21 protein-coding genes are annotated in these 22852 nt (G+C 66.8%); 8 read left to right on the top strand and 13 right to left on the bottom strand.

The genetic code is table 11. The features are described from left to right. Positions 1-61: 61 nt before the first annotated feature. The 7 genes from V5F74_RS24465 to V5F74_RS24435 form a co-directional block, all read right to left on the bottom strand. Complete coding sequence (locus V5F74_RS24465) at positions 62-910, bottom strand: SDR family oxidoreductase (protein ID WP_394010290.1); 849 nt, start codon at positions 908-910, stop codon at positions 62-64. Positions 911-938: 28 nt separating this feature from the next. Next, a complete protein-coding gene (locus V5F74_RS24460) occupies positions 939-2093 on the bottom strand; it encodes an acyl-CoA dehydrogenase family protein (protein WP_394010289.1) in 1155 nt (384 codons plus the stop codon). Between the two features lie 22 nt (positions 2094-2115). After that, entirely contained in the window at positions 2116-3303 is a 1188-nt protein-coding gene (locus tag V5F74_RS24455) for an acyl-CoA dehydrogenase family protein (protein ID WP_394010294.1), read from the bottom strand. A gap of 171 nt (positions 3304-3474) precedes the next feature. Continuing rightward, a complete protein-coding gene (locus V5F74_RS24450) occupies positions 3475-4254 on the bottom strand; it encodes an IclR family transcriptional regulator (protein WP_394010288.1) in 780 nt (259 codons plus the stop codon). 230 nt (positions 4255-4484) lie between these two features. Continuing rightward, positions 4485-5711: a CaiB/BaiF CoA transferase family protein gene (locus V5F74_RS24445; RefSeq protein WP_394010287.1), complete on the bottom strand. Its 1227-nt coding sequence runs from the start codon at positions 5709-5711 to the stop codon at positions 4485-4487. Then, positions 5708-6187, bottom strand: coding sequence for a MaoC family dehydratase (locus V5F74_RS24440; RefSeq protein ID WP_250166985.1), 480 nt, complete (start codon positions 6185-6187; stop codon positions 5708-5710). The genes V5F74_RS24445 and V5F74_RS24440 overlap by 4 nt, the downstream gene beginning before the upstream one ends. A 43-nt stretch (positions 6188-6230) precedes the next feature. Continuing rightward, positions 6231-7361 carry an acyl-CoA dehydrogenase family protein gene (locus tag V5F74_RS24435; RefSeq protein ID WP_394010286.1) on the bottom strand — a complete coding sequence of 377 codons (1131 nt, stop codon included), beginning with the start codon at positions 7359-7361 and terminating at the stop codon, positions 6231-6233. Positions 7362-7667: 306 nt separating this feature from the next. On the opposite strand from V5F74_RS24435, the gene V5F74_RS24430 reads away from it, so the two are divergent. Continuing rightward, positions 7668-8651, top strand: coding sequence for a Bug family tripartite tricarboxylate transporter substrate binding protein (locus V5F74_RS24430; RefSeq protein ID WP_394010285.1), 984 nt, complete (start codon positions 7668-7670; stop codon positions 8649-8651). A 56-nt stretch (positions 8652-8707) separates the two neighbouring features. Here the strand turns inward: V5F74_RS24430 and V5F74_RS24425 are convergent, their stop codons facing one another. Beyond that, a complete protein-coding gene (locus tag V5F74_RS24425) occupies positions 8708-9955 on the bottom strand; it encodes a CaiB/BaiF CoA transferase family protein (RefSeq protein WP_250166988.1) in 1248 nt (415 codons plus the stop codon). Positions 9956-10300: 345 nt separating this feature from the next. Here V5F74_RS24425 and V5F74_RS24420 point away from each other — a divergent pair, with 345 nt between their 5' ends. From V5F74_RS24420 to V5F74_RS24410, 3 genes are all read left to right on the top strand, one after another. Next, entirely contained in the window at positions 10301-11278 is a 978-nt protein-coding gene (locus V5F74_RS24420) for a Bug family tripartite tricarboxylate transporter substrate binding protein (protein WP_394010284.1), read from the top strand. 129 nt (positions 11279-11407) lie between these two features. Further along, on the top strand, positions 11408-12292 hold the full coding sequence (locus V5F74_RS24415; RefSeq protein WP_394010283.1) for a Bug family tripartite tricarboxylate transporter substrate binding protein: 885 nt from the start codon (positions 11408-11410) through the stop codon (positions 12290-12292). A 45-nt stretch (positions 12293-12337) separates the two neighbouring features. Further along, positions 12338-13291 carry a 3-hydroxyacyl-CoA dehydrogenase NAD-binding domain-containing protein gene (locus V5F74_RS24410; RefSeq protein WP_394010282.1) on the top strand — a complete coding sequence of 318 codons (954 nt, stop codon included), beginning with the start codon at positions 12338-12340 and terminating at the stop codon, positions 13289-13291. A gap of 30 nt (positions 13292-13321) precedes the next feature. Here the strand turns inward: V5F74_RS24410 and V5F74_RS24405 are convergent, their stop codons facing one another. Further along, entirely contained in the window at positions 13322-14884 is a 1563-nt protein-coding gene (locus V5F74_RS24405) for an acyl-CoA carboxylase subunit beta (RefSeq protein ID WP_394010281.1), read from the bottom strand. Positions 14885-14912: 28 nt separating this feature from the next. Next, positions 14913-15689, bottom strand: coding sequence for an enoyl-CoA hydratase-related protein (locus V5F74_RS24400; RefSeq protein WP_250166993.1), 777 nt, complete (start codon positions 15687-15689; stop codon positions 14913-14915). Positions 15690-15980: 291 nt separating this feature from the next. Between V5F74_RS24400 and V5F74_RS24395 the strand changes: the two genes are divergently transcribed. The 3 genes from V5F74_RS24395 to V5F74_RS24385 all read left to right on the top strand — a co-directional run bounded on the left by V5F74_RS24395 (position 15981) and on the right by V5F74_RS24385 (position 18705). Further along, on the top strand, positions 15981-16415 hold the full coding sequence (locus V5F74_RS24395; protein ID WP_374250580.1) for a PaaI family thioesterase: 435 nt from the start codon (positions 15981-15983) through the stop codon (positions 16413-16415). A gap of 323 nt (positions 16416-16738) precedes the next feature. Then, on the top strand, positions 16739-17164 hold the full coding sequence (locus tag V5F74_RS24390) for a tripartite tricarboxylate transporter TctB family protein (protein WP_394010280.1): 426 nt from the start codon (positions 16739-16741) through the stop codon (positions 17162-17164). Positions 17165-17175: 11 nt separating this feature from the next. After that, entirely contained in the window at positions 17176-18705 is a 1530-nt protein-coding gene (locus V5F74_RS24385; RefSeq protein WP_250166996.1) for a tripartite tricarboxylate transporter permease, read from the top strand. Between the two features lie 147 nt (positions 18706-18852). Here V5F74_RS24385 and V5F74_RS24380 read toward each other — a convergent pair whose 3' ends face one another. From V5F74_RS24380 to V5F74_RS24370, 3 genes are read right to left on the bottom strand one after another with little or no spacing between them, the layout of a single operon-like run. Beyond that, the gene (locus V5F74_RS24380; protein ID WP_394010279.1) at positions 18853-19710 is read right to left on the bottom strand and encodes a MaoC/PaaZ C-terminal domain-containing protein; all 858 of its coding nucleotides are present in this window, start codon (positions 19708-19710) and stop codon (positions 18853-18855) included. Beyond that, positions 19710-20624 (bottom strand): SDR family NAD(P)-dependent oxidoreductase, encoded by a 915-nt coding sequence (locus tag V5F74_RS24375; protein ID WP_394010293.1) that lies wholly within the window; start codon positions 20622-20624, stop codon positions 19710-19712. The genes V5F74_RS24380 and V5F74_RS24375 overlap by 1 nt, the downstream gene beginning before the upstream one ends. A 17-nt stretch (positions 20625-20641) precedes the next feature. Next, on the bottom strand, positions 20642-21406 hold the full coding sequence (locus tag V5F74_RS24370; RefSeq protein ID WP_394010278.1) for an SDR family oxidoreductase: 765 nt from the start codon (positions 21404-21406) through the stop codon (positions 20642-20644). 285 nt (positions 21407-21691) lie between these two features. On the opposite strand from V5F74_RS24370, the gene V5F74_RS24365 reads away from it, so the two are divergent. Further along, positions 21692-22852, top strand: coding sequence for a thiolase domain-containing protein (locus V5F74_RS24365; protein WP_394010277.1), 1161 nt, complete (start codon positions 21692-21694; stop codon positions 22850-22852).

The raw sequence follows: 22852 nt of genomic DNA, 5'->3' as shown, positions 1-22852 counted from the left end.
TTCGCTCCTTGGGACAAGAGAATCTCGGGGCACCCGCACGACGGGCGCGTGCCTGCTCGCGTCAGCCGCGGCTGTTGGCGCGGAATGCGTCCCAGCGCTCGGGTGTCCAGGAGAACAATCCCATCACGCCGCTTCCACCGCCATTCTGGAGGTCGCGACCGCCATCGATGGTGATGCAGTCGCCGTTGATGTAGGAGGCCCCGTCGCTGAGCAGATACGCGACGAGATTCGCGATTTCCTCGTGCTGTCCGGTGCGGCGCAGCGGCACCTCCATCTCCTCGGACAACAGCTTCGAGCCGTCGGGATAGAGCTGGCTCCAGGCCGCCTTGGTCGGGAAAAGGCCGGGAGCGACCGAGACGGTGCGGATGCCGTGCGGCCCCCATTCCACCGCGAGACTCTTCATCATGGCCAGCACGCCGGCCTTGGCCGCGGCCGAGGGCACGGTGAAGGCCCGGCCGGAATTGGCCGCCGACGATACGATGGACAGGATGCTGCCGCCGCGTCCTTCCGCGATCCAGCGCTTTCCGGCGGCCACCGAGCAATAGAAGGACCCGTGCAGCACGATATCGAGGACGGCATCGATGGCACGCGGCGACAGGGTCTCCGTGCGTGCGATGAAGTTTCCGGCGGCATTGTTGATGAGGGCGTCGAGAGGGCCTTCGCTCCAGATGCGGGAGAACATCTCGTCGACCGCCCCGGCATCGCGGATGTCGCAGATGGCGGTAGCGACCTTCGCCCCGGACGCGCGCCGCAGCTCCTCCGCGGTCGTCTCCAGCACATCGGCCCGCCGGCCGCAGATCACCAGTTCGGCTCCCAGTTCCGCAAGCCGCGCGGCGAAGCTCTTTCCCAAGCCGGAACCGCCGCCCGTCACGAGGATCTTCTTGGTCTTCAGGAGGTCAGTCACGAACATGTCGGGGCATCCATAATCGAGGCAGACATCACGCGGCTCGGCCGTTGGCCTGCGCAGGCGCGGTTCGGGGCAGTCGTCCTTCGAGGCCGCCGAGACGGTCGAGGACTGCGAGGTGGTGAAACGTGTCGCCAAACGCGCGTTCGATCATGGCCGTGCGCTTGAAGCACCGGCCGACGCGGCATTCTTCGGTCACGCCGATCCCGCCGTGCAATTGCACCGCCTGCTGCCCCACGAACCGCAGCGATGCGTTGATCTGGACCTTTGCCGCCGCCAGCATGCGCCAGCGCTCTTCCCGGTCCGGCAGATCGACGCTCACCGCAGCGAGCAGCGCCATGCTGCGCGCCTGCTCCAGCGCCACATACATTTCGGCGGCGCGGTGCTGCAGGGCCTGGAAGCGGCCGATCGGCCCACCGAACTGCTGGCGGGTCTTGAGATAGGCCACGGTCTCGTCGAGCATCGCTTCCAGGATGCCCACCGCCTCGCCGCAGACGGCAGACAGCGAAGCGGCTTCGGCTCGGTCCAGTGCCGCGAGGGCGCCCTTGTCCGAGGCCAGCAAGGCATCCGACGGGAGCGCGACGTCCGAAAGCCCAACGATGGCGAGGGTCGTCCCGTCGAAGGCGGGAAAGGTCCGCATCCGGACACCCGGCAGGTCGGCCGGGACCAGGAACAGGGCGATCCCGGTCTCGTCCCCCGCCGCACCGGAAAGGCGGGCGCTGACGATCAGCTCGTCCACCCCGTCGATGGTCGCGATGCCGGTCTTCTTCCCGTTCAGCACGAAGCCGGAGGCGGTCCTTTCCGCCCGGGTCTCGACATGGGCGAGCCGGTAGCGCGCATGTTCCTCCTCATGCGCGAGGCAGGCCGTGCGGGACCCTTCCGCGATTGCTGCCACAAGTCCCCGAAGCCGCGGCGTCTCGGGGCAAAGACCCAGGATCGCGCCCGGCCCCACCGCGCACCCGATGTAGGGCACGTCTGCGAGGTGCCGACCCACGGCCTCCATCACGATCTGAGCCTCCACGTTTCCACCCGCAAGGCCGCCCATGTCTTCGGGGAAGGGCAGGGCGAGGAGGCCGAGTTCCGCGTACGCGGCCCAGATGGCCCGGCGGTCGGTCGCCCGGCGCTGCGACTGCAGGCGCTCCACGCTGTCGGCAAGCAATGTCTGCTCAGTGGAATATTCGAGGTTCATGGACTGCTTCCACGCGTGCCAGTTAGAGGCCGAGGATGGCCTTGGCGATGATGTTCTTCTGGATTTCGCTTGATCCACCGTAGATCGTCGCCGCGCGGGCACCCAGATGGATCGCCGCCGCGCCCTGCGCCTCCGCGAAGCCCCCGCCCAGCGCGGCGAGATCGGCATCGAGAGGAGCCCCGAGCCGGCCCGCGGCATCCAGCAGAAGCTGCGCGCTTGCCTGCTGGGTCTCCGCCCCCCGAAGTTTGAGCACCGAGGACGCGGGATCAGGACGCCCATCGTTGCGCCGCCGCTGCCGATCGATGATCCGCAAGGCGGTGATCTCCAGCGCCTTCAGGTCGATCTCCAGGTCGATCACGCGACGGCGAAACCCCTGATCGTCGGTGAGCGAGCCATCCAGCCCTTCAATCCCGCACGCGAGGGACACGGCCCGGCTGACGCGACCCTGGGACAGGCCGACACGGGCGATGCCGGTGCGCTCGTTGCCGAGCAGGAACTTTGCGTAGTCCCAGCCTTTGTTTTCCGCGCCGATGCGGTTCGCCAAAGGCACGCGCACATCGTCGAGAAAGACCTCGTTGGTATGATGTGCGCCGTCGATGGTGATGATGGGCCGTACGGTGATGCCCGGCGTGCGCATGTCGATCAGCAGGAATGAAATGCCCTCCTGCTTCTTCGCCGCGGCATCGGTGCGGACCAGGCAGAACATCCAGTCGGCAACGTGCGCGGTTGAGGTCCAGATCTTCTGGCCGTTGACGATGTATTCGTCGCCTTCCCGGCGCGCCGACGTGCGCAGCGCGGCGAGATCCGAACCCGCACCGGGTTCAGAGAAGCCCTGACAGAACCACCAGTCGAGGCTGCGGATGCGGGGGAGGAATCGCGCCTTCTGCGCGTCCGAGCCGAAGGTGTAGACGACCGGCCCCACCATGTTGATGTTGAAGGACAGTGGCTCGGGCGTCGGCACCCGCAGCATCTCCTCCATGAAAATGTAGCGCTGGACGGGACTGAACCCCGGTCCCCCGTGCTCGCGCGGCCAGTGGGAGGCCGCCCAGCCCCGCGCGTCCAGGATCCTGTGCCAGGCGACGACGTCCGCCTTGTCGAAATGGGCGACGCGGCCGGCCTTGGCGCGGATGTCGGCCGGTAGGTTGTCGCGGATGAAGGCGCGGACCTCGTCGCGGAACGCAATCTCTTCGGGGGAGAAGGACAGATCCATCGCGAGCCTCACAGCACGGCACCGCACGGGTGGCGGAGCGTCGGGCTTTTGTTGTGTCGGCCCTTGTCGAAGATGCCAAGAGGACGTGCGTGCCCAAGCTCCAAGCGACACATATGCGCTCATGTGCGGATGGGCTGAGCGATCCTTTTGCGGCCCTGCCGGGCAGGCGGATCAGGCGACGGCTTCGACTTCGCGATGTCCGAGCGCCTGCGAGGCGCGGCTGGCGGCGAGAACGGCTTCCTGGCGAAGGAGCGCCCGGTTCTGCTCGGCACGCGCGGCGGGAGCGGCGACAAGAAGAGCCGCCACCACCGCGCCTTCGGCGTCGCGCACGGGCACGGCGACCCCCGCGGCCCCTTCCACGGCTTCGTTCGAACTGAAGGCGACGCCGGTACGCCGGATCTCGGCGATGATCTTTCGCAGCTCGGGCACCTTGGTCACGGTACGAGCCGTGAGCGGCTTGAGGTCGGCGTTCTTGAAATAGGATTCACGCCAGTCCTCAGGCTGGAAGGCCAGCAGGAGGCGGCCGGCCGCGGAGCAGTAGAGCGGGCGCGTGACGCCGGCCGGGACCGAATAGCGAACCAGCTGGGGGCTCTCGATCACGTCCACATAGGCGGCCAGGGCGGCGGCGCGATCGAGCACCGCAACGATGACGGTTTCGCGCGTCGCCGCCGCCAGATCGTGCGCGAACTGGCGGATGAGGGAGGGCTGACTGCGGGTCGAGATGATGCTGGAGGCGAGGCTGAAGGCCCTCGGCCCCAGAGTGTAGACGCCGTGGATATATGAGAGGTAATCTTGTGCCACCAGTGGCCGCAGCAAGTTCAGAAGGCTGCTTTTCGGAGATGCAAGCAGCACGCTCAGTCGCGCCAGTGTCAATCCGTCGGGAGTCTGCGAAATGACCTCGAAGATCCCGAGAATCCTCAGCGTGGACTTCGGTGCGCTTTCGATCACCATGATGTATCCACCGCCTGAAGGGAAAGACAACGCGCGTTGACAGGCCGGGCAGCCCCTGAGAACGATTAACCCACCTCCAATCGTGCAGCAACCCGGCGCCAGTCAGTCATTGGGAGGGGCCTCTGCGTCTGGCGGTCATGGTGCTTCAGGGCTGTCCCCGCACACGATCTGCGCCCAAGCCGTGCGCTCCGTTATAGCTCGGAGGTCCGGGCGGCCAGCTCGGGTCCGGGTCAGATGACGCCCTTGCGCCGCAGCTCGGCCCGGCGAGCCTCGTCATAGCCGTAGCGTTCGAGGGTCTCGTCGGTGTGCTGGCCGAGAAGGGGAGGCGGTCCGTAGCGGTCGATGGGCGTATTCGAGAAGTGCAGGGGGCTGCCGATCAGCGCCGTGCGCCCGTTATAGGGGTGGTCCACCTCGATCTTGAGCCCACGGGACACGATGTGGGTGTCCTCGAAGACTTGCTTGAAATCATAGATCGGGCCGGCGGGTACTTCGGCCGCCTCCAGCACGGCCAGCCAGTGGGCGGCCGGCTTCTGCACGAAGATCGCTTCAAGCTCGGCGGACAGCGCCGCCCGGTTGCTGATGCGCGCCAGGCTGTTGCTGAACCTGGGATCACGAGCCATCTGCGGGTGGCCGATCGCCTCGCACAGACGATGGAACTGCGCGTCGTTGCCGGCGGTGAGCATGATGCCACTGTCGGAGCAGCGGAACATCTGCGAGGGAACGCCGCCGTTGCCCTGCGTCCCCCTGCGGAAGGGCGGCACGCCCGAGGTGAGGAAGATCTGCGCATAGTGCGAGAGCGCGGCAACCATGGATTCGAACAGGGAGAGATCGATCTGCTGGCCCTCTCCGCCATTGTGGTCGCGATGGCGCAGGGCCGCGAGAATTCCGATCACCGCGTTCAGGCCGGTGACGATGTCGGCGATGGAAGGCCCCACTTTCATGGGGCCGCCGCCGGGCTCGCCGTCCGGCAGGCCGGTGACGCTCATGAGGCCGCTCATGCCCTGGAATACGGCATCATAGCCCGGCCGCTTGCGGTAGGGTCCGGTCTGGCCGAAGCCGGTCAGCGAGCAATAGACAAGCCTTGGGTTGACTTGGCGCAGGGACGCATAGTCGAGCCCGTAGCGGGCAAGGTCGCCCACCTTGAAGTTCTCGATCACGACATCGCAGTCGCTAGCGATGGTACGGATGATCTCCTGCCCCTCGGGAGACGCAAGGTCGGCGGTCACCGACTTCTTTCCGCGGTTGCAGCTCAGGTGGAAGAAGCTCTCGCTGGTGGGCGCGCCGCTCTCGTCGGGGAGATAGGGCGGGCCGAAATAGCGCGCGTCGTCGCCCTTTCCGGCACGCTCGATCTTGATGACCTCCGCGCCGAGATCGGCAAGATACTGGCCGGCCCAGGGGCCGGCCAGTATCCGCGACAGGTCGAGCACGCGGATGCCTTCCAGCGGCAGAGCGCTCATGCAGCCTGCTCCCGGCCATCGGTGCGGGCCTTCACCATGCGGGCCGGCGTGTAGATCATCACCACCTCCCCGCGCTGGTTCCGAACCACGTTGCGCGTACGCACGATGCCGCGGTTGGGGCGGGATTTCGAGCGGCGGGACTCGATGACTTCGACCTCCACATGGATGGTGTCGCCGGCGATCGAGGGCCCCTTGACCTCCAGATCCATGTTGAGGAAGGCGAAGCCGGTGTGCTGCATGGAGCACTGGGTCAGAAGTCCCTCCATGAAGGTGAAGACCAGGGCGCCGGGCGCCACGCGGCCCCTGATGTCGGATTCCTTCGCCTGGAATTCGAAATCGGTGAACAACACTTCCGTCATGCCCGTGCAGGTGACGAAATTGATGATGTCGGTCTCGGTGATGGTGCGGCCGATGGTTTTGAAGCTGTGCCCCACCGGAAGGTCTTCATAGTAAAGTCCGAGGCCAAGGACGTCCATTTTTGCTCTCTCCTTCGAAATCTGCTGAAGTCGGACCGCCTGCTCAGTCGAGCACGTTGCGGGCGACGATGTTGCGCTGGATCTGGTTGGTGCCTTCGATGATCTGGAGCACCTTCGCGTCGCGGAAGTATCTGTTGATCGGATATTCGTTGGACACACCCGCCGCGCCAAACAATTGCACGGCGTCGGTCGCGACCTTCATGGCGGTGTCGGTAGCGTGGCACTTCGAGATGGCTGCCAGCTGGGCGAGGGCCTTGCCCTTCACGCCGGCGTCGACCGCCGCCGCCGCCTCATAGACGAGGTTCCGTGACGCCTGGGTCTGGATCACCATATCGGCGATCATCCAGCGCACGCCCTGGAAGTCCGAGACCGCCTGCCCGAACGCCCGGCGCGACTTGATGAACTCGATGGTGTGGTCGATCGCGCCCTGGGCGAGACCGACGCCCCGCGCGCCGATGATGGGGCGCGAGTCGTTGAGGGCCGCCATGGCGACGCGGAATCCCGTCTCTTCATCGCCGAGCATGGCTTCCGCGGGCAGGTAGCAATTGTCGAAGAAGAGGGCGTGCGATGGCACGCCGCGTGCGCCGATCTTGTCTTCCTTGCGCCCGACCTCGAAACCGGGGGTTCCCTTTTCGACGATGAAGAGGTTGATCTTGCCGCGCTGATCGTCCTCGCCGGTGCGGGCGGCGACGAGCACGAAGTCGGCCATGCCGGAATTGGTGCACCAGATCTTCGATCCGCTCAGCCGCCAGCCCTGACCGTCCCGCTTGGCGCGGGTGCGGATGCCGGCCACGTCCGAGCCGCTCTGGGGCTCGGTGAGGGACAGCGCACCGCGCAGATCGCCGGAGGCGAGGCCCGGCAGATACTTCCGCTTCTGCTCCGGCGTGCCGCCGGCGAGGATCGCGCCGATCGGAACCCACTGAACGACAAGGAGATAGGCCGTGTTGTAGCAGATGCGCCCCAGCTCCTCGACAGCGACGCAGGCCGACAACATGCTGCCGCTGCCGCCGTATTCGGGAGGAAAGGGCAAGGTGAAGAGCCCGAGCTCGCGGATGAGATCGAACATGTCATGGGGATATTCGGCCGTGAGGTCGATCTCCTGCGCTCGGGACGCAACCCGCTCGCGAGCAACCCGGCGCACGAGGTCCTGCACCTGGATCTGATCTTCGTTCAACCACCCGCTCACTGCCGTCCTCCCGCCCGTCGGCGCAACGTCCCGGACCTGAACCGCCGCGCCGCGAAGGCCGGCATGATCCGGGGCGAATACCGTTCCCAAATTGCTTAGCGGAGCGGATTTACAGCGGCCATGTCGTCAGGCCATTCCGCGCATATGTGGAGCTTGCGCCCGATGGCGGCGGCGAGGAAATCGCCACTCAATCCGCATGTGCGTGCGCTCTTTTCTTGCCGGTTGACCCGGCGTTGGGCGCGCATGCTTGGATTTTGGACCCGGGGGGCATAATTCCACGCTGCCGGGGTCATCATGAACGGGGAAAATATGCGCGAAATCCTGGGCTGCGCCGTCGCGGCGCTATTGTTGGTCGGGCCTGCGGCCGCGCAGTCGAGCTATCCGGATCGCCCGGTCCGCCTGATCGTTCCGTTCGCGGCCGGCGGCGCCACGGATGTGGTGGCTCGGCTCATCGGATCCGAGCTGTCGAAGGCCTTCAATCAGACATTCGTCGTCGAGAACAAGCCCGGTGCGTCCGGGATGATCGGCGTGGACGCCGTCGCCAAGTCGAAGCCCGATGGTTACACGCTGGGGGTTTCGCCGGGTACGCCGCTCGTGGTGGTGCCCTACCTTGATCCCAAGTCGCCGTTTCGTCCGGAACGGGATCTGGAATTCATAACCCCGGTCTACGACGCTCCGTTCATCCTCTGCGCGCGACCTGATCTGCCTCAGAAGACACTTGCCGCGTTCCTGGCTGCGGCGAAGACGGACACGCGCGAGCCGAGCTATGGCACGGTCGGGATCGCGAGCGTCAACCATGCCCTGCATGAGGAGATGGCGCGCCGCTCCGGCACCCGGATGCTCCATGTCCCCTACACCGGAGAAGCCCCGATCATGCCGGCCCTCATGACCGGGCAGGTGGACATCGCGTTCATCACCCCGGCGTCCGCCACGGGCCTGATCAAGGAGGGGAAAATCCTGGGGCTTGCGTCCGGCGGACCCGGGCGGGTGGCCGCCTTGCCTGACATGCCGACCATCTCGGAGGTCATGGGATGGCCCGACTACAGCGCCCATACCTGGACGATGCTGATCGGGCCGAAGGGCATGCCAGAGGATGTGACGGCGCGCCTCAACGCGGCGACGACCAGGATTCTGGCGGACCCCGAAGTCCAGTCCCGGCTGGCGAAGCTGGGGCTGGTCGCCATGGGCGGGAGCCTCGCGGACACGGCCGCCTTCGTCCGGTCGGAGGCGAAGCGGTTCCAGGATATTGTCCGCCTAAACGACATCAGGCGCGAATGAAGGCGCGCGGCGCGCCTCCCGCATCGGGCGGGCGCGCCGCGCATCCTGAATTCCTCTCAGCCTGCCGCCGACGATTCCCTGGCGGGGGGCGCTTGCATTTCGGCGGCCGCAACACTTCGCTCCGACCGAAGCTGATCGATGACCTGCTGCGTATGCTCGCCGAGCCGCGGCGGCAGGCGGCGCACGCCGGCGGGGGTGCGGGAGAAGTGCGTGGGCACGGCCATCGTCACGAACCGCCCCTCGGTGGGATGCTCCACGCGGTGAAAGAAGTCGGTCTCCGCGAGGTAGGGGTCGTTGTAGATCTGCTCCAGGGTCATCACCGGCCCGTTGGGAATGTCGGCGGCATCGAGCCGCTGGCGCCAGTCTTCCGTCGTGCGCGTCGCCATCGCCTCGGTCAGGATGCCATAGAGCGTATCGATGTTCCGGGAGCGGGGAGCGATCTCGGTGAACCTGGGATCGCCGAGGAGGTCCTGCCGATCGATCGCCCGGAACATGCGCCGCCATTGCTCGTCGGTGTTGGCCAGAAGGCAGATGTAGCCGTCCAGCGTGCGGTAGGGCCGGCGATGCTGGGTCAGCATGCGGCTGTAGCCAAGGCCCAGCTCCGGCTGGTCGAGGACGCCCGCCCACAGATGCTCCAGCATGTTGAATCCGACCATGGTCTCCATCATCGGGACATGCACCTCCTGGCCGAGGCCGGTGCGCTCACGCGCATAAAGAGCCATGCCGATGGAGGAGGCCAGCACGTAGCCGCACAGCTTGTCGCAGATCACGGTCGGGAAATAGCGGGGCTCGCCGGTCGCCTGGCCGTTCAGCGCGGCAATGCCGCTCACGCCCTGGATCACGTCGTCGAAGGCCGGCCATTCGGCGCGCGACGACCCCTGCCGGTAGCCGCCAGCCGAGGCGTAGACGATCCGCGGGTTGCGCGCGGACACCGTTTCATAGTCGATGCCGAGGCGGCGCGCCGCCCCAAGCCGCATGGAATGGACGAAGACATCGGCGGTCTCGGCCAGTTCGAGCAGCGTTGCCCGGCTTTCCGGCTGCTTGAGGTCGAGCACCACGGAGCGCTTGTTGCGATTGATGTTGAGGAAGAAGGTCCCCATGCCTTCGCTGCGTGAAGGACCCACGAAGCGCGTGTAGTCGCCTTCGGGCGCCTCGATCTTGATGACGTCGGCGCCCATGTCGCCGAGGATCTGGGTCGAGACGGGGCCGAGCACGTTCACGGTCAGGTCGAGAACCCGGATGCCGGCGAGCGGACCCTGCGCCGGAGTCTCTTCGTCGTGGTTCAATGGCATGGCTTCGGACATGGAGGGCCCCGGATCTCACTGTTCTGTCGCTACGTGCGGCGGGGCGAAGTGCCCGGCCGCGTTGAGTTGGACGCGTCGCAGGCGATAGACCGCGCCGCACCTGAGCTGCGCGAACGGTCTCGCCTTCTTCGCCTTTCGATTCCGCCGCACCACAGAACGGCGCTCGCTGCTCGCGATCAACCGGGAACGCCGGGACGCCGAGGATGAACACGCATGTGTCACCCGCCGGGACCGTGCGGAATGCGCATATGCGTGTGATCAACCGCCCCGCGATTGACCTTCACGGCCTGTCGAGCCCCCAAATTCCACACCAGCCCATCCAGAGGCGGGACGAGGGAGACACCCATGGGTCGGAGGTTCGCCACCTTGATCGCGGCCGGACTCTGCTGCGCGCCGGCCGTGTTGCCGGCCTGGGCGCAGGGCTTTCCGGACCGGCCGGTTCGAATTGTCGTTCCCTTCGCGCCGGGAGGCTCGACCGATGTCACCGCCCGCGTTCTCGCCGATGATCTGAGCACGACGTTCAAGCAGCAGTTCATCGTGGAGAACAAGCCGGGGGCGGCGGGCACGACGGGCATCGACCTCGTCGCCAAGGCGAAGCCGGACGGCTACACCATCGGCCTCAGCGGCGTGGGGCCGACGGCCATCATCCCCATGATCGACCCGCGCCTGCCCTACGATCCGGTCCGCGATCTGGACACCATCGCAGCGTTGACGGCCATCGACGTGGTCCTCGTCTCGCGCCCCGACTTCGGCCCGAAGACGCTTCCTGAACTGCTCGCCTATGCCAAGGCCAATCCCGGCCAAGTGTCGTACGGATCGACAGGAGTCGCGGGGCCGATCCATTTCGGTCTCGAGAACCTCGCACGCCGAGCGGGCGTGAAGATGCTGCACGTTCCCTATGCCGGGGACTCCCAGCTCATCACCGCGCTCCTTTCCGGGCAGATCGATATCGCCTTCCTGACCTTCGCCGGGGGGCAGGGGTTCGTCACCAGCGGCAAGGTCCACGCGCTCGCGGCCGGCGGTCCCAAGCGCATCGCCACCATGCCCGATCTGCCGACAGTGGCCGAGATCACCGGCTTCGCGGATTATGACTGCTACACCTGGAACATCCTGGTGACCGCCAAGGGCACGCCGCCGGATGTCCTGCGCAGGCTGAACGAAGCCGTCAATGCGGCGCTCGCCAAGCCGCAGACGCGCGAACGGTTCGCCAGTCTTGGCCTGCTCATCCTGGGCGGGAATGTCGACGACGCGCGCAGGTTCGTCGCCGCCGAGATCGAGAAATACAGGAAGATCGAAGCCGAGACCGGCATCCGCCGGGAATGAAGGCGTCTCTTCAACACGCTCCGAAACCATAGCGGGAGTTCGCCGATGCTGAGGCTTTTCGTTGCGGTCGCTGTCGCTCTGTTCGCATGCGGCAGCGCCACGGCCCAAATCTCCTACCCTGACAGGCCCGTGCGGCTCATCGTCGGCTTCGCGCCGGGCGGCGCCACGGATGTGGCGGCTCGCCTGCTCGCCGCGGATCTGACGAAGCTCCTGAAGCAGCAGGTGGTGGTGGAGAACAAGGTCGGCGGCGCCGGCATGATCGGCATGGATGCGGTGGCGAAGGCGAAGCCCGACGGCTACACCGTCGGTCTCGCGGGAGTCGGGGCGACGGCCATCACGCCCTATCTTGATCCGAACCCATCCTACATCCCCACCCGAGATCTCGATGTCGTCGGCAAGTTCTACACCGCCGACTTCGTGCTCGCCGCGCGCCCGGACCTGCCGCAGAAGAGGCTGAAGGATCTGCTGGCCTACGCCAAGGCCAATCCGGGCAAGGTGACCTTCGGCTCGGTGGGCGTGGCGAGCCTCAACCAGATCCATCACGAGGAACTGGCGCGGCTCGGCGGCGCGAAGATGCTCCACATTCCCTATCCCGGTGAGGCGCCGATTGTCCCGGCGTTGCTCACCAGCCAGATCGATATCGCCTATCTCACCCCCCAGGCCGCCGATGCCTTCGTGCGCGAAGGCAAGCTGAAGCTCCTGGCGTCCGGAGGGCCGCAGCGTAGCCTGAGCTATCCGGACCTGCCGACCGTGGCCGAGCAGACGGGGTGGCAGGATTATGCCTCCTATTCCTGGACTGTACTGGTCGTCCCGAAGGGGACACCGGCCGATATCATCACGAAACTCAATGGCGCGCTGAACGCCGTTGTAGCGCAGCCCGCTTTCCGCGCGCGCATGGAGAAACTCGGCCTCACCGTGGCGGGCGGCACGGCGGCGCAGGCGCAGGCCTTCGTCGCCGACGAGGTCGCCAAGTTCCGCGAGCTCGTCAAGTTGAACGGCATCAAGCGCGAGTAGGCCGCGCCCCGCACGCCGCCCCGGCAGTCAACGGAGACGAGAACCATGGGCACATACCGCGCCGGCGCGGCAATCAAGACCGTGGGCCTCGTGGCCGGCGGATACGTGGGCGCGGGCTGGGCCGCGTTCCTGCTCGGGCGCGGGCTCTGCGTCCGCGCCTGGCTCCGTCGGTCGGAGGCAGGGGACGAACTGCGCGCGGAGATCGACGCCCTGTGGCCGGACCTTGAGCGCCTGGGCCTTGCACCCGGCGCCGACCGCGCGCGCCTTGAGGTCTTCACTTCGCTGGAGGAGGCGCTCGCGGGCTGCGACTTCGTGCAGGAGAATGCCGCCGAGAATGCAGCGCTCAAGGCAGAGCTCTACGCCCGCATCGACGGATGCGTGGCGCCCGATGTGCTCATCGCCAGCAGCACGTCGTCCTTGTCCATGACGGATATGCAGGCGGGATGCCGGCATCCGGAGCGCTGCGTTCTCGGCCATCCCTTCACGCCCACCCACCTCATGCGTCTCGTCGAGGTGGTGGGCGGCGGGCGAACCGATCCGGTCGCGGTGGATGCGGCGATGGCCACCTACACCTGTTGGGGAAAGATGCCCGTGCGGCTCAGCCGGGAGATCTTCGGCCATATCGGGAACCGTCTGGCGACGGCGCTGTGGCGGGAGGCGGTCAATCTCCTTCTGGAAGGGGTCGCCTCGGTGGAGGACATCGACCGCGCGGTCGTCGAAGGGCCCGGTCGTAAATGGGCCATCTCCGGACCGTTCGAGAGCTATCACCTGTCCGGCGGCAAGGGCGGGATGACCCGCTTTCTCGAAAGCTACGCGGCGGGGATCCAGCGCCGCTGGGACGATCTCGGCACGCCGGTGCTCGATGCGCCCACCCGTGCCCGAATCTCGGAATTGGTCGAGGCCCGCCTGTCGGACGTGCCTGTCGAGCGACGGGCGGCGCAGCGCGGCGCGTTGCTCGTGAACCTCATGCTTGCCCTGGCGCCGCCCGCCGAAGCCTGACATCCGGCGGGCGAAGGGACGTGCTGCCTCTCACGGCCGGATGGAAAAGCGTGTCTCTCCGGCCTTGCGAAGCGGGGCGGCGATGCCGGCGAACTCGCACAGCAGCCGGCGGGTGTCGCGGGGATCGATGATCTCGTCCACGCCGAACGCCTCTGCCGTGCGGAAGGGAGACCGAAGGCGCTCCAGCCGGGCGGTGATTTCCGCGCGCCGCGCGTCCGGGTCCTCCGCCTCCGCCAGTTCGGCCCGATAGGCCGCCTCAATGCCCCCTTCCATGGGCAAGGAGCCCCAGCGCCCGGATGGCCAGGCGAAGCGCATGACGTGATGGGTCTGCGGCTGGTGCGCGCCGCCGCCGACACCATAGACGTTGCGGATCAGCACCGAACACCACGGGACGGTGGACTGGTGGATGGCGGCGAGCGCGCGCACGGCGTGGCGCATGGTGCCGGCCTTCTCCGCTTCGAGCCCCACCACGAAGCCCGGGCAGTCCACGAGATGCACCACCGGCAGGTGGAATGTCTCGGCGAGATCGACGAAACGCATGATTTTCTGGGCGCTCGCGGCGGTCCAGGCGCCGCCGGAATGCAGGGGGTCCCCCGCCATGAGCGCGACCGGCCACCCGTCGAGGCGCGCGAGCCCCGTGATCACGGAGCGTCCGAACGCCGGACCCATCTCGAAGAAGCTGCCACGGTCCACTACGCGATCGATCACACGACGCATGAGGTAGGCGTGGCGCGGGTCGCGCGGGACGATCGCAGCCAGCTCATCGCATGCGCGATTGGGGCTGTCGCGGCATGGCCCCCGCGGCGGCAGCTCCCAGACGGAATCGGGCAGGTAGGAGAGGAAGCGGCGCGTGAGCGCGAAGGCCTCCTCCTCGTCGTCAGCCGCCATGTCGATGGTGCCGGCCGCGAGCTGGATCGCGTGGCCTCCGAGTTCCTCCTTGGTCCGCTTCTCGCCCAGCTTCTCGACCACCGGCGGTCCGGCGACGAACACCTGCGCCTTTTCGCGCACCATGATCGACAAATGGCTGACGCTCACCCGCGCGGCGCCGAGGCCGGCCACCGGACCGAGGGCCAGCCCGACGACGGGCACCGCGGCGAGGGTGGCGCAGCACAGATGCAGGCCGCCCGACTGCCCGCCAAGGCCGCCCGGAAGGTTGGCAAACCCGGTCTTCTCGATGGAGCGAACCGAGCCGCCACCGCCGGAGCCTTCCACAAGGCGGATCAATGGCATGCGATATTCGCGCGCCATGGTTTCCGCCATCTTGAACTTGTCCCAGATGGCGGCATCCGCCGAACCGCCTGCCACCGTGAAATCGTCGCCGGAGACGACGACCGGGCGTCGCATCACCTTGCCGCGGCCGAAGACGCAATTGGCCGGGGTGAAGCCGGAGAGCTGGCCCTCGGCGTCGTACTGCGCCTTGCCGGCGAGGGATCCGATCTCGCGGAAGCTGCCCCGGTCGAGCAGGCTCTCGATGCGCTCGCGCACCGTGAGACGGCCGGCCCGGTGTTGGCGCTCCACCCGCTCCGTGCCGCCCATCTGCTCGGCAAGGACGCGGCGGTGCTCCAGCTCGTCGATCTCGGGTTCCCAGCTCATGTCGCGCGGCTTCCTGCCGGGGAGCACATCATGCGCCGGTGAACACGGGCGCGCGTTTCTCGCGGAAGGCCGCCACCGCCTCCGCATGGTCGGCGGTCTGGGTGAGGCGGATCTGGTGCTGCGCCTCCGCGGCGAGGACCTCCGGGAGCGTGCCGGCCCGGGCGATCTCGAAATTGCGCTTCATGTAGCGATAGGCGGCCGTGGGGCCGGAGGCCATTCGGGTGGCAAGGCGCGCGATCTCGTCCGAGAACGCCTCGTCCGGAACAACCCGCGTGAGCAGCCCGATCCGTAGCGCCTCCTGCGCATCGATCTTCTCGGACAGGAGATAAAGCTCCTGCGCCTTGAGAGGGCCGACCAGCCGCGACAGGAAGAACGAGCCGCCGAAGTCCCCGGCGAAGCCCACGTTGGCGAAGCTCGTCACAAAACGCGCGCTCTGCGTGGCGATCCTCAGATCGCACGCGAGGGCGAGCACCAGTCCCGCGCCTGCCGCCGCCCCGTTGATGGCGGCGATCGTCACCTTCGGGCACTGGCTGAGGGCGAGGATGGAGCCGTGCTTGCGCTGGAGTTCATCGTAGCGCTCCTCCAGGGTGCCGGTGCGCCCCTGCATGGCCTTCACGTCGCCGCCGGCACAGAAGGCCCGCCCGGTTCCGGTGATGACGATGGCTCGCACGTTCGGATCACGTCCAAGGCGAGGGATCGCCTCGATGAGGCCGTCGAACATGGCGAGGGAGAGGGCGTTTGCGGCCTCGGGACGGTTCAGGCGCAGTGTCGCGACACCGCCTTCGAGCGTTTCGACCAGATCCATCGAAGCATTTCCCCGAATTTGTTCTGTCGACCGAGTGCTACCATGGTCCTGCGAGACTCGCCCGCGGTCCAGTTGTCCTCCATCGAGAGCACACATATGGGGTTTTGCCGGCTGGCGGGTGGACAGAAACGGGACGGACCGCCGAGGATTCGTCGCTGACGGGGTGCGGGCGATCGCTCGGCCAAGCCGTTCGGAGTTTCCCATGATCGCTTTGGAGAGAAGGGCGTGTCGCGCCCCGGCTTCGATTCCGTCGCAACTGCAATGCCTTCGCCACCAATGCACGAGTGCCGAATGAACGCCCCCGTGACAGGCGCTTTTCACGACCTCGCCAGAATCCAGGGGCGGCTCGATCGCACGCCGTTCAACGCCTGGCTCGGGCTGCGCGCCGTATCCGCGTCGCCCGACGGCGTGGTGTTCGAACTCGAGGCGCGGCAGGAGTTCGTTTCCACGCCGGAGCGTCAGATCGTGCACGGCGGTGTCCTGGCGAGCCTGCTCGATGCGGCAGCCATCTACGCGGTTATCACCGCGACGGGTTGCCTTCAGACGACCGTGGATCTGCGTGTGGATTATCACGCCACTGCCGCCGTGGGGGTGCTCCGCGCGCGGGGCGCGCTCGTTCGGCTTGGCAAGACCCTCTCCTGCTCCGAGGCGCGGGTTGAAGACCATTCCGGCAGGCTGGTGGCGAGCGGGCGCGGAACCTTTCTCAATCTCGGCCTGCCGGCCTGACCGTTCCTCCCGGGGGAGACCCCTTGCTCCCTCACTTGCGGGCGACGCGAAAGCGTCGCCCGATCTTTTTGCGCGGAGGCCTCCTCCGGTCACGCGCGCCGCGCGCCGGGCGGATCAACACATTCATGTCGGTTTGGCCCGCCGAGTATCCAGCCGGATTTACCAGGTACGCGGCCCGTATATTGTTACTCAAAGTAATGGACAATATATATTACGTTAGGTGAGGTTAAATGCAAAATAAAAATAACATGCCGGGTGGGGGAGGAGGGCTGGATCAGCCGCGGTCCTCGGAGATCTGGAGGGATCGTCGCGCCGGTCTCCTGATGGCGGGCATCGGGGCCTTCGCCGCGGTGACGGGAGCACGATACGGCATCGGGACATTGAGCCGGATCGGCCCCGGCTTCTTTCCCACCGTGCTCGGCATCGTGCTTGTCGTTCTGGGCCTTGCCATCGCGTTCACCGCCACGCTGGCGCAGGACCATGAGGCCGGTCGTGGACACGCGGCCCAGGACGCGCCCGTGGATTGGCGCGGCTATGTGGCCATTGTCGCCAGCATGATCCTCTTCATTGTCCTGACGCCGGTCCTCGGCCTCGTCCCCGGCACATTCGCCTGCGTGTTCACGGCCGCGATGGGCGACCGGAAAATGACGGTGCTGAACTCTGCTGTGCTCGCCGCCGTCATCAGCGTGGCCGGAGCCCTGTTGTTCATCTGGGGCCTGCGTGTCGGCCTTCCCTATTTCGGTTCCTGAAGGATCTTGCCATGGAAGCCATCGACGGCCTGATCCACGGTTTCGGAGTCGCGTTCCAGCTCCAGAATTTCGCCGCCTGCCTCGCCGGCGTGTTCATCGGCAATGTGGTCGGCGTGCTGCCCGGCCTGGGCGTCATGACAGCCATCTCCATGCTGCTGCCGCTGACCTTCGCGATGCCCCCCGTTGCCGCGATCCTCATGCTGGCGGGCATCTATTATGGCGCGCAGTACGGCGGAGCGATCTGCTCCATCCTGCTCAACCTGCCCTGCCATCCACCGCACGCAGTCACCTGCCTCGACGGCTACCCGCTCACGCTTAAGGGCAAGGGCGGCACGGCCCTCGGCGTGACCATGCTGGCCTCCTTCCTCGGCGCCTCCTTCGGCATCGTTCTGATGGTGTTCTTCGCGCCCTATCTGGTGCGCATCGCCCTGAACTTCGGACCGGCGGAAATCTCTTCCCTGATGCTCCTGGGGCTGCTCGCGGGCTCGACCCTGGCCCGCGGATCAAAGCTGAAGGGCATGTCCATGACATGCCTTGGCCTGCTCCTGGGAACGATGGGAACCGACATCAACACCGGTCTCCAGCGCTTCACCTTCGGGTTTCCCGAACTGGACGACGGACTTGAGATTGTCGCGCTCGCACTCGGGCTGTTCGGCGTGGCCGAATTTCTCAAGAGCGTGAACGCGGTGGCCCCGGTTTCGACCTCGGCGACGCGCATCCGGATCGCCGACCTGTGGCCCAGCCGATCGGAACTTCGCACGGCAATCGTGCCCGCTCTGCGCGGGACCCTCGTGGGCAGCCTGTGTTCCATGATCCCCGGCACCGGCCCCACCATCGCGTCCTTCATGGCCTATGGCCTTGAGAAGCGCGTGTCCCGCCGGCCGCAAGAGTTCGGTCACGGAGCGATCCAGGGCGTGGCCGCCCCGGAAGCTGCGACACACGCTGCCGTGCAGGGCGACTTCATTCCCACCATGAGCCTCGGCATTCCCGGTGATGCGGTGATGGCGCTCCTGCTCGGGGCGCTGGTGATCCAGGGCATCACGCCGGGACCGCAACTCATCACCGAGCATCCGGACATCTTCTGGGGCCTCATCGCCAGCTTCTGGATCGGCAACATCCTGTTGATGGTGATGAACATGCCGATGATCGGGCTGTGGGTGAAGCTGCTCTCGATCCCCTATCGCTACCTTTATCCGAGTGCCCTCTTCTTCGTGTGCATCGGCGTCTACAGCGTCCGCAGCGACATGTTCTCGGTGGGTACAACGTTGGCCATCGGCGTATTCGGCCATGTGCTGCTGCGCCACGGCTTCCACCCGGCCCCCATACTGCTGGGTTTCGTGCTGGGCCAGAGGTTCGAGGAGAACCTGCGGCGGGCGCTGCTCCTGGCGCGCGGCGACCTCTCCATCTTCGTGACCCGGCCCATCAGCCTTGCCTTCCTGCTCACGGCGGTGCTGCTGCTGGGCGCCCAGCTCTATTTCGCCCTGCGGCGGCGCGACGAAATCCAGCTGCCGCCGAGCGCGTCTCCGATCCTCGACGAGTAAGGGGCCGCAGGGGGATCTTCGGGAAGAGAGAAAGCGCGGCGCGCAAGCCGGCGAACGTGCGGATGTCAGAAAAGAAAAAAGGCCGCGGATCGGATCCGCGGCCTTTCTGCATTCGCTAGGTTCAAGCGCTCGATAGGGGCGCCCGGATCAGGCGATCTCCGCGCGGCCGTTGCCGATGGCGACGACGCCGCGCTCCACGGAGCGTGTCTCGAAGCTGACAACGGGGCCGTCCTGCCAGATGCTCACGGCGAAGGTCTCGCCAGGGAAGACCGGTGCCGTGAAGCGTGCAGAGATCGCGCGCAGTCGGGCCGGATCGTAGCCGCAGACGCTCTTGAGGATCGCGTGCCCCGTCACGCCGTAGGTGGCGAGCCCGTGGAGGATGGGCTGCGGGAAGCCTGCCTTGGCCGCCACGTCGGGATCGCTGTGAAGCGGATTGTAGTCGCCGCTCAGCCGGTACACGAGTGCTGCGTTGGGATTGGTCTTCAGTTCGCAGACCACGTCCGGCGCGCGCTCGGGCACCTTGTGGGGCGCCGGCGTCGGCCGGGCCGGGCCGCCAAAGCCTCCGTCGCCGCGGCAGAAGGTGCTCTGGGTGATGCTGGCGATGCGCTCGCCCGTCACCGCGTCGGTCAACTCCCGCTCCGACACCACCACCGCGCCCTTGCCGGCGCCCTTGTCGATCACATCGACAACCCGCGTACGGGTGACCAGCGTGCCCTCCACCGGAAGTGGCCGGTGGAGCACGAGGCCCTGCTCGCCATGAACCACCTTCACGTAGTCGATGCCGGTGTCGAGGTTGCGGATCCAGGAACCGGGGCTCGCCAGAACCACGGCCATGGTCGGCAGGGCGCAGAGGGCCTTCTCGTAGACGAAACGCAGCTGCTCGCGGTCCGTCGGGTCGTGACCGAGACCGACGCCCAGAGCATAAAGCATGGTGTCGCGCGCCGTGTAGGTCTGCCGCACGTCGGGGATGGCCAGCGCCATGAGTTTTTCGTAGTCGATGGCCATCAGATCGGATCCCAGGTGAAGACGTCGCTGGATCGCTCGAGCGGCGTCAGCCCAGCGGCGAAGGCGCCCTTCGCGACGGAATCGACCAACTCCGGCGTCCATCCGTCCGACATCTGCACGGAGCGAACCGGGCGCGGCTGACTGAACAGATAGAGTTCGTTGTTGCGGACCCCGAAGATCTGGCCGGAAACGTCCGCCGCCTTGTCCGAGGCCAACCAGACCGCCAGCGGGGCGATCTTTTCGGGCGTCATCTGCTGGAAGCGTTCGACCCGTTGGCGCTGTTCCTCGGTTTCGGTCGGTAGCGAACTGGTCATGCGGCTCCACGCGAACGGCGCGATGCAGTTGGAGCGCACGTTATAGCGCTGCATGTCCAGGGCGATGGCCCGCGACAGGCCGACCATGCCCATCTTGGCGGCCATGTAGTTCGCCTGGCCGAAATTGCCGATGAGTCCGGAGGTGGACGTCATGTGCACATAGGCGCCGCCGTTCTGCTCGCGGAACTGGGAAGCCGCTGCGCGGCTGAGCAGGAAGCTGCCCATGAGGTGCACCTGGATGACATCGTTCCAGTCCACGTAGCTCATCTTGTGGAACATGGTGTCGCGCAGGATTCCGGCGTTGTTCACCACGACGTCGAGGCGGCCGAAGCGCTCCACCGCGGCGGCGACGATACGCTCGCCATTTGCCGGTTCGACGATGGACAGCGTGCTCGCGAGCGCCTCGCCGCCCATGGCCTCGATTTCTGCGACGACTTCCTGTGCCGGGCCTGCATCCTGTCCACTGCCCGCGAGGCTTGCGCCGATGTCGACGACGACCACGGCAGCGCCTTCGGCAGCCATGCCGAGGGCAATTGCCCGGCCGATGCCGCGTCCGCCGCCGGTGACGACGGCGACCTTTCCGGCCATCATCTTTTGCATGCTCATTACGGTCTTCCTCAGCCGTGCATGGTCAGGCCGCCCGAGACGCTGATGGTCTGGCCGGTGATGAAGGCGGCGTCGTCGGACAGCAGGAACGCGATCATGCCCGGATAGTCATCGGGCCTGCCCAGCCGCCCGAGAGGGATGGCCCGCGCGAGACCTTCCGCGATCTTGCCGCCGGTGGGCGAGCTCTTGGCGAACTCGTCGAACAGCGGCGTGTCGGTGGGGCCGGGACAGACCACGTTCAGCGTCACGTTCTTGCGCGCCATTTCGCGGGCCATGGTCTTGGTGAAGGAGGCGATGCCGCCCTTGCACGCGGAATAGACCGCCTCGCCGGAGGAGCCCACGCGCCCCGCGTCGGACGCGATGGAGACGACGCGGCCGAAGCCGCGCTGCGCCATGCGGGGAACGACGACGTGGTGAAGGTTGAGGGGGCCGTAGAGATTGATGGCGATGACCTTGTCCCAGAAGGCCTGGTCGGTGTCGAGGAAGGGAATGGGTTTGTCCCAGCCGGCGACATTGGCGAGCAGCTCGACCGGCCCCGCCTCCGCCTCGAATGCGTCGACCGCCGCGGCGACGGCGGCGCGATCGGCGATGTCACAGGCATAGGCGATGGCCTTGCCGGGACCCTCGGCAAGGCGCGTCGTTTCCTGCGCGCCATCGAGGTCGCGGTCGAGGATACCGACGACACACCCCTCGTCGACCAGACGCAACACCGTTGCGCGGCCGATGCCGCTTGCTCCGCCCGTCAAAATTACGCGGCGACCCTCGAGACCTCGCATCGTAAACCACTCCCTGTCGCATTCGCATGGGGAGACAAGCGCGCCCTTTCCGGCACGCCCACCCAAGCTCGATCCTGCGTGAACACCCGCACCTGTCGGCCGGCCCCCCGGCGCGTCATGCGGCCACCGCTGTGCGAAAGTGGCTGCGCCCGCCGTGCGAGCCAAGGCCTTGGCGCCGCGAAACACCGCTTCAACACGTATGTGGAGGTCGCGCCGTTCTCGCCCGACGCACTGTCCCGTCTGCGCCTCAGCAAATATCGTCCGGGCATCTCACCGGAGCCGCTCATGCAGGAAGGCCCGTTCATCGTCGGAGCGTTCGAGCATCCGACCCGCAAGGCACCCGACAAGACGATCGCCCTGCTTCATGCGGAAGTGGCCGCGGGTGCTCTCGCCGATGCCGGGCTCACGCCCGCCGATGTGGACGGCTACTTCTGCTCGGGCGACGCGCCCGGCATGGGGCCGCTGACCATGGCGGACTATCTTGGTCTGCGTGTGCGGCACTACGACAGCACGGACGTCGGCGGCTGCTCCTACATCGCCCATGTGGCCCACGCCGCGCAGGCCATCGCCGCCGGCAAGTGCAATGTCGCGCTCATCACCCTTGCGGGTCGTCCGCGGAGCGAGGGCCTGACCACCATGCCCGTGCGGACGGCGGACGAGCGCAATCCCGATTCCACCTGGGAAAACCACTTCGGAATCCAGACCATCAACATGTACGCCATGGTCGCCATGCGTCACATGTATGAGTTCGGCACCACGCCGGAGCAGCTCGCCTGGATCAAGGTCGCGGCTTCCCACCACGCGCAGCACAATCCGAATGCCATGCTGCGTGACGTCGTCAGCGTCGAGGATGTAGTGAACTCGCCCCTGGTGGCCGATCCGCTCCACCGGCTGGATTGCTGCGTGGTCAGCGACGGCGGCGGAGCGCTGGTTGTTGCCCGGCCGGAAGTGGCGCGCGCGCTGAAGCGTCCGCTGGTCGCCGTGCGAGGCTGCGGCGAGAGCCTGAAAGGCACGTTCGGCGGCGAGGTGGATCTCACCTGGTCGGCGGCGCGCGCGTCTGGAGCCGGCGCCTTCGCAGAGGCGGGCGTCACGCCGGCCGACATCAAATACGCCTCCATCTACGACAGCTTTACCATCACCGCCCTCATGCAGATCGAGGATCTCGGCTTCTGCGCCAAGGGGGAGGGTGGGCGCTTCGTCGCCGATGGAAACCTCATCTCGGGGATCGGCCGGTTGCCCTTCAACACCGACGGCGGCGGGCTATGCAGCAACCATCCGGCCAACCGGGGCGGCATCACCAAGGTGATCGAGGCGGTGCGCCAGGCGCGCGGAGAAGCGCATCCCGCGGTGCAGGTGAAGAATGCCGATCTGGTCATCGCGTCCGGCATCGGCGGGCTTCTCGGCGCGCGCCATGCCTCCGCGACCCTCATCCTCGAAAGGCATTGA

Source organism: Xanthobacter aminoxidans (genome assembly GCF_043193615.1).
Classification (GTDB): domain Bacteria; phylum Pseudomonadota; class Alphaproteobacteria; order Rhizobiales; family Xanthobacteraceae; genus Xanthobacter; species Xanthobacter aminoxidans.
The sequence above is the reverse complement of the archived record's forward strand: the minus strand, read 5'-3'. Positions and strand labels throughout refer to the sequence as shown.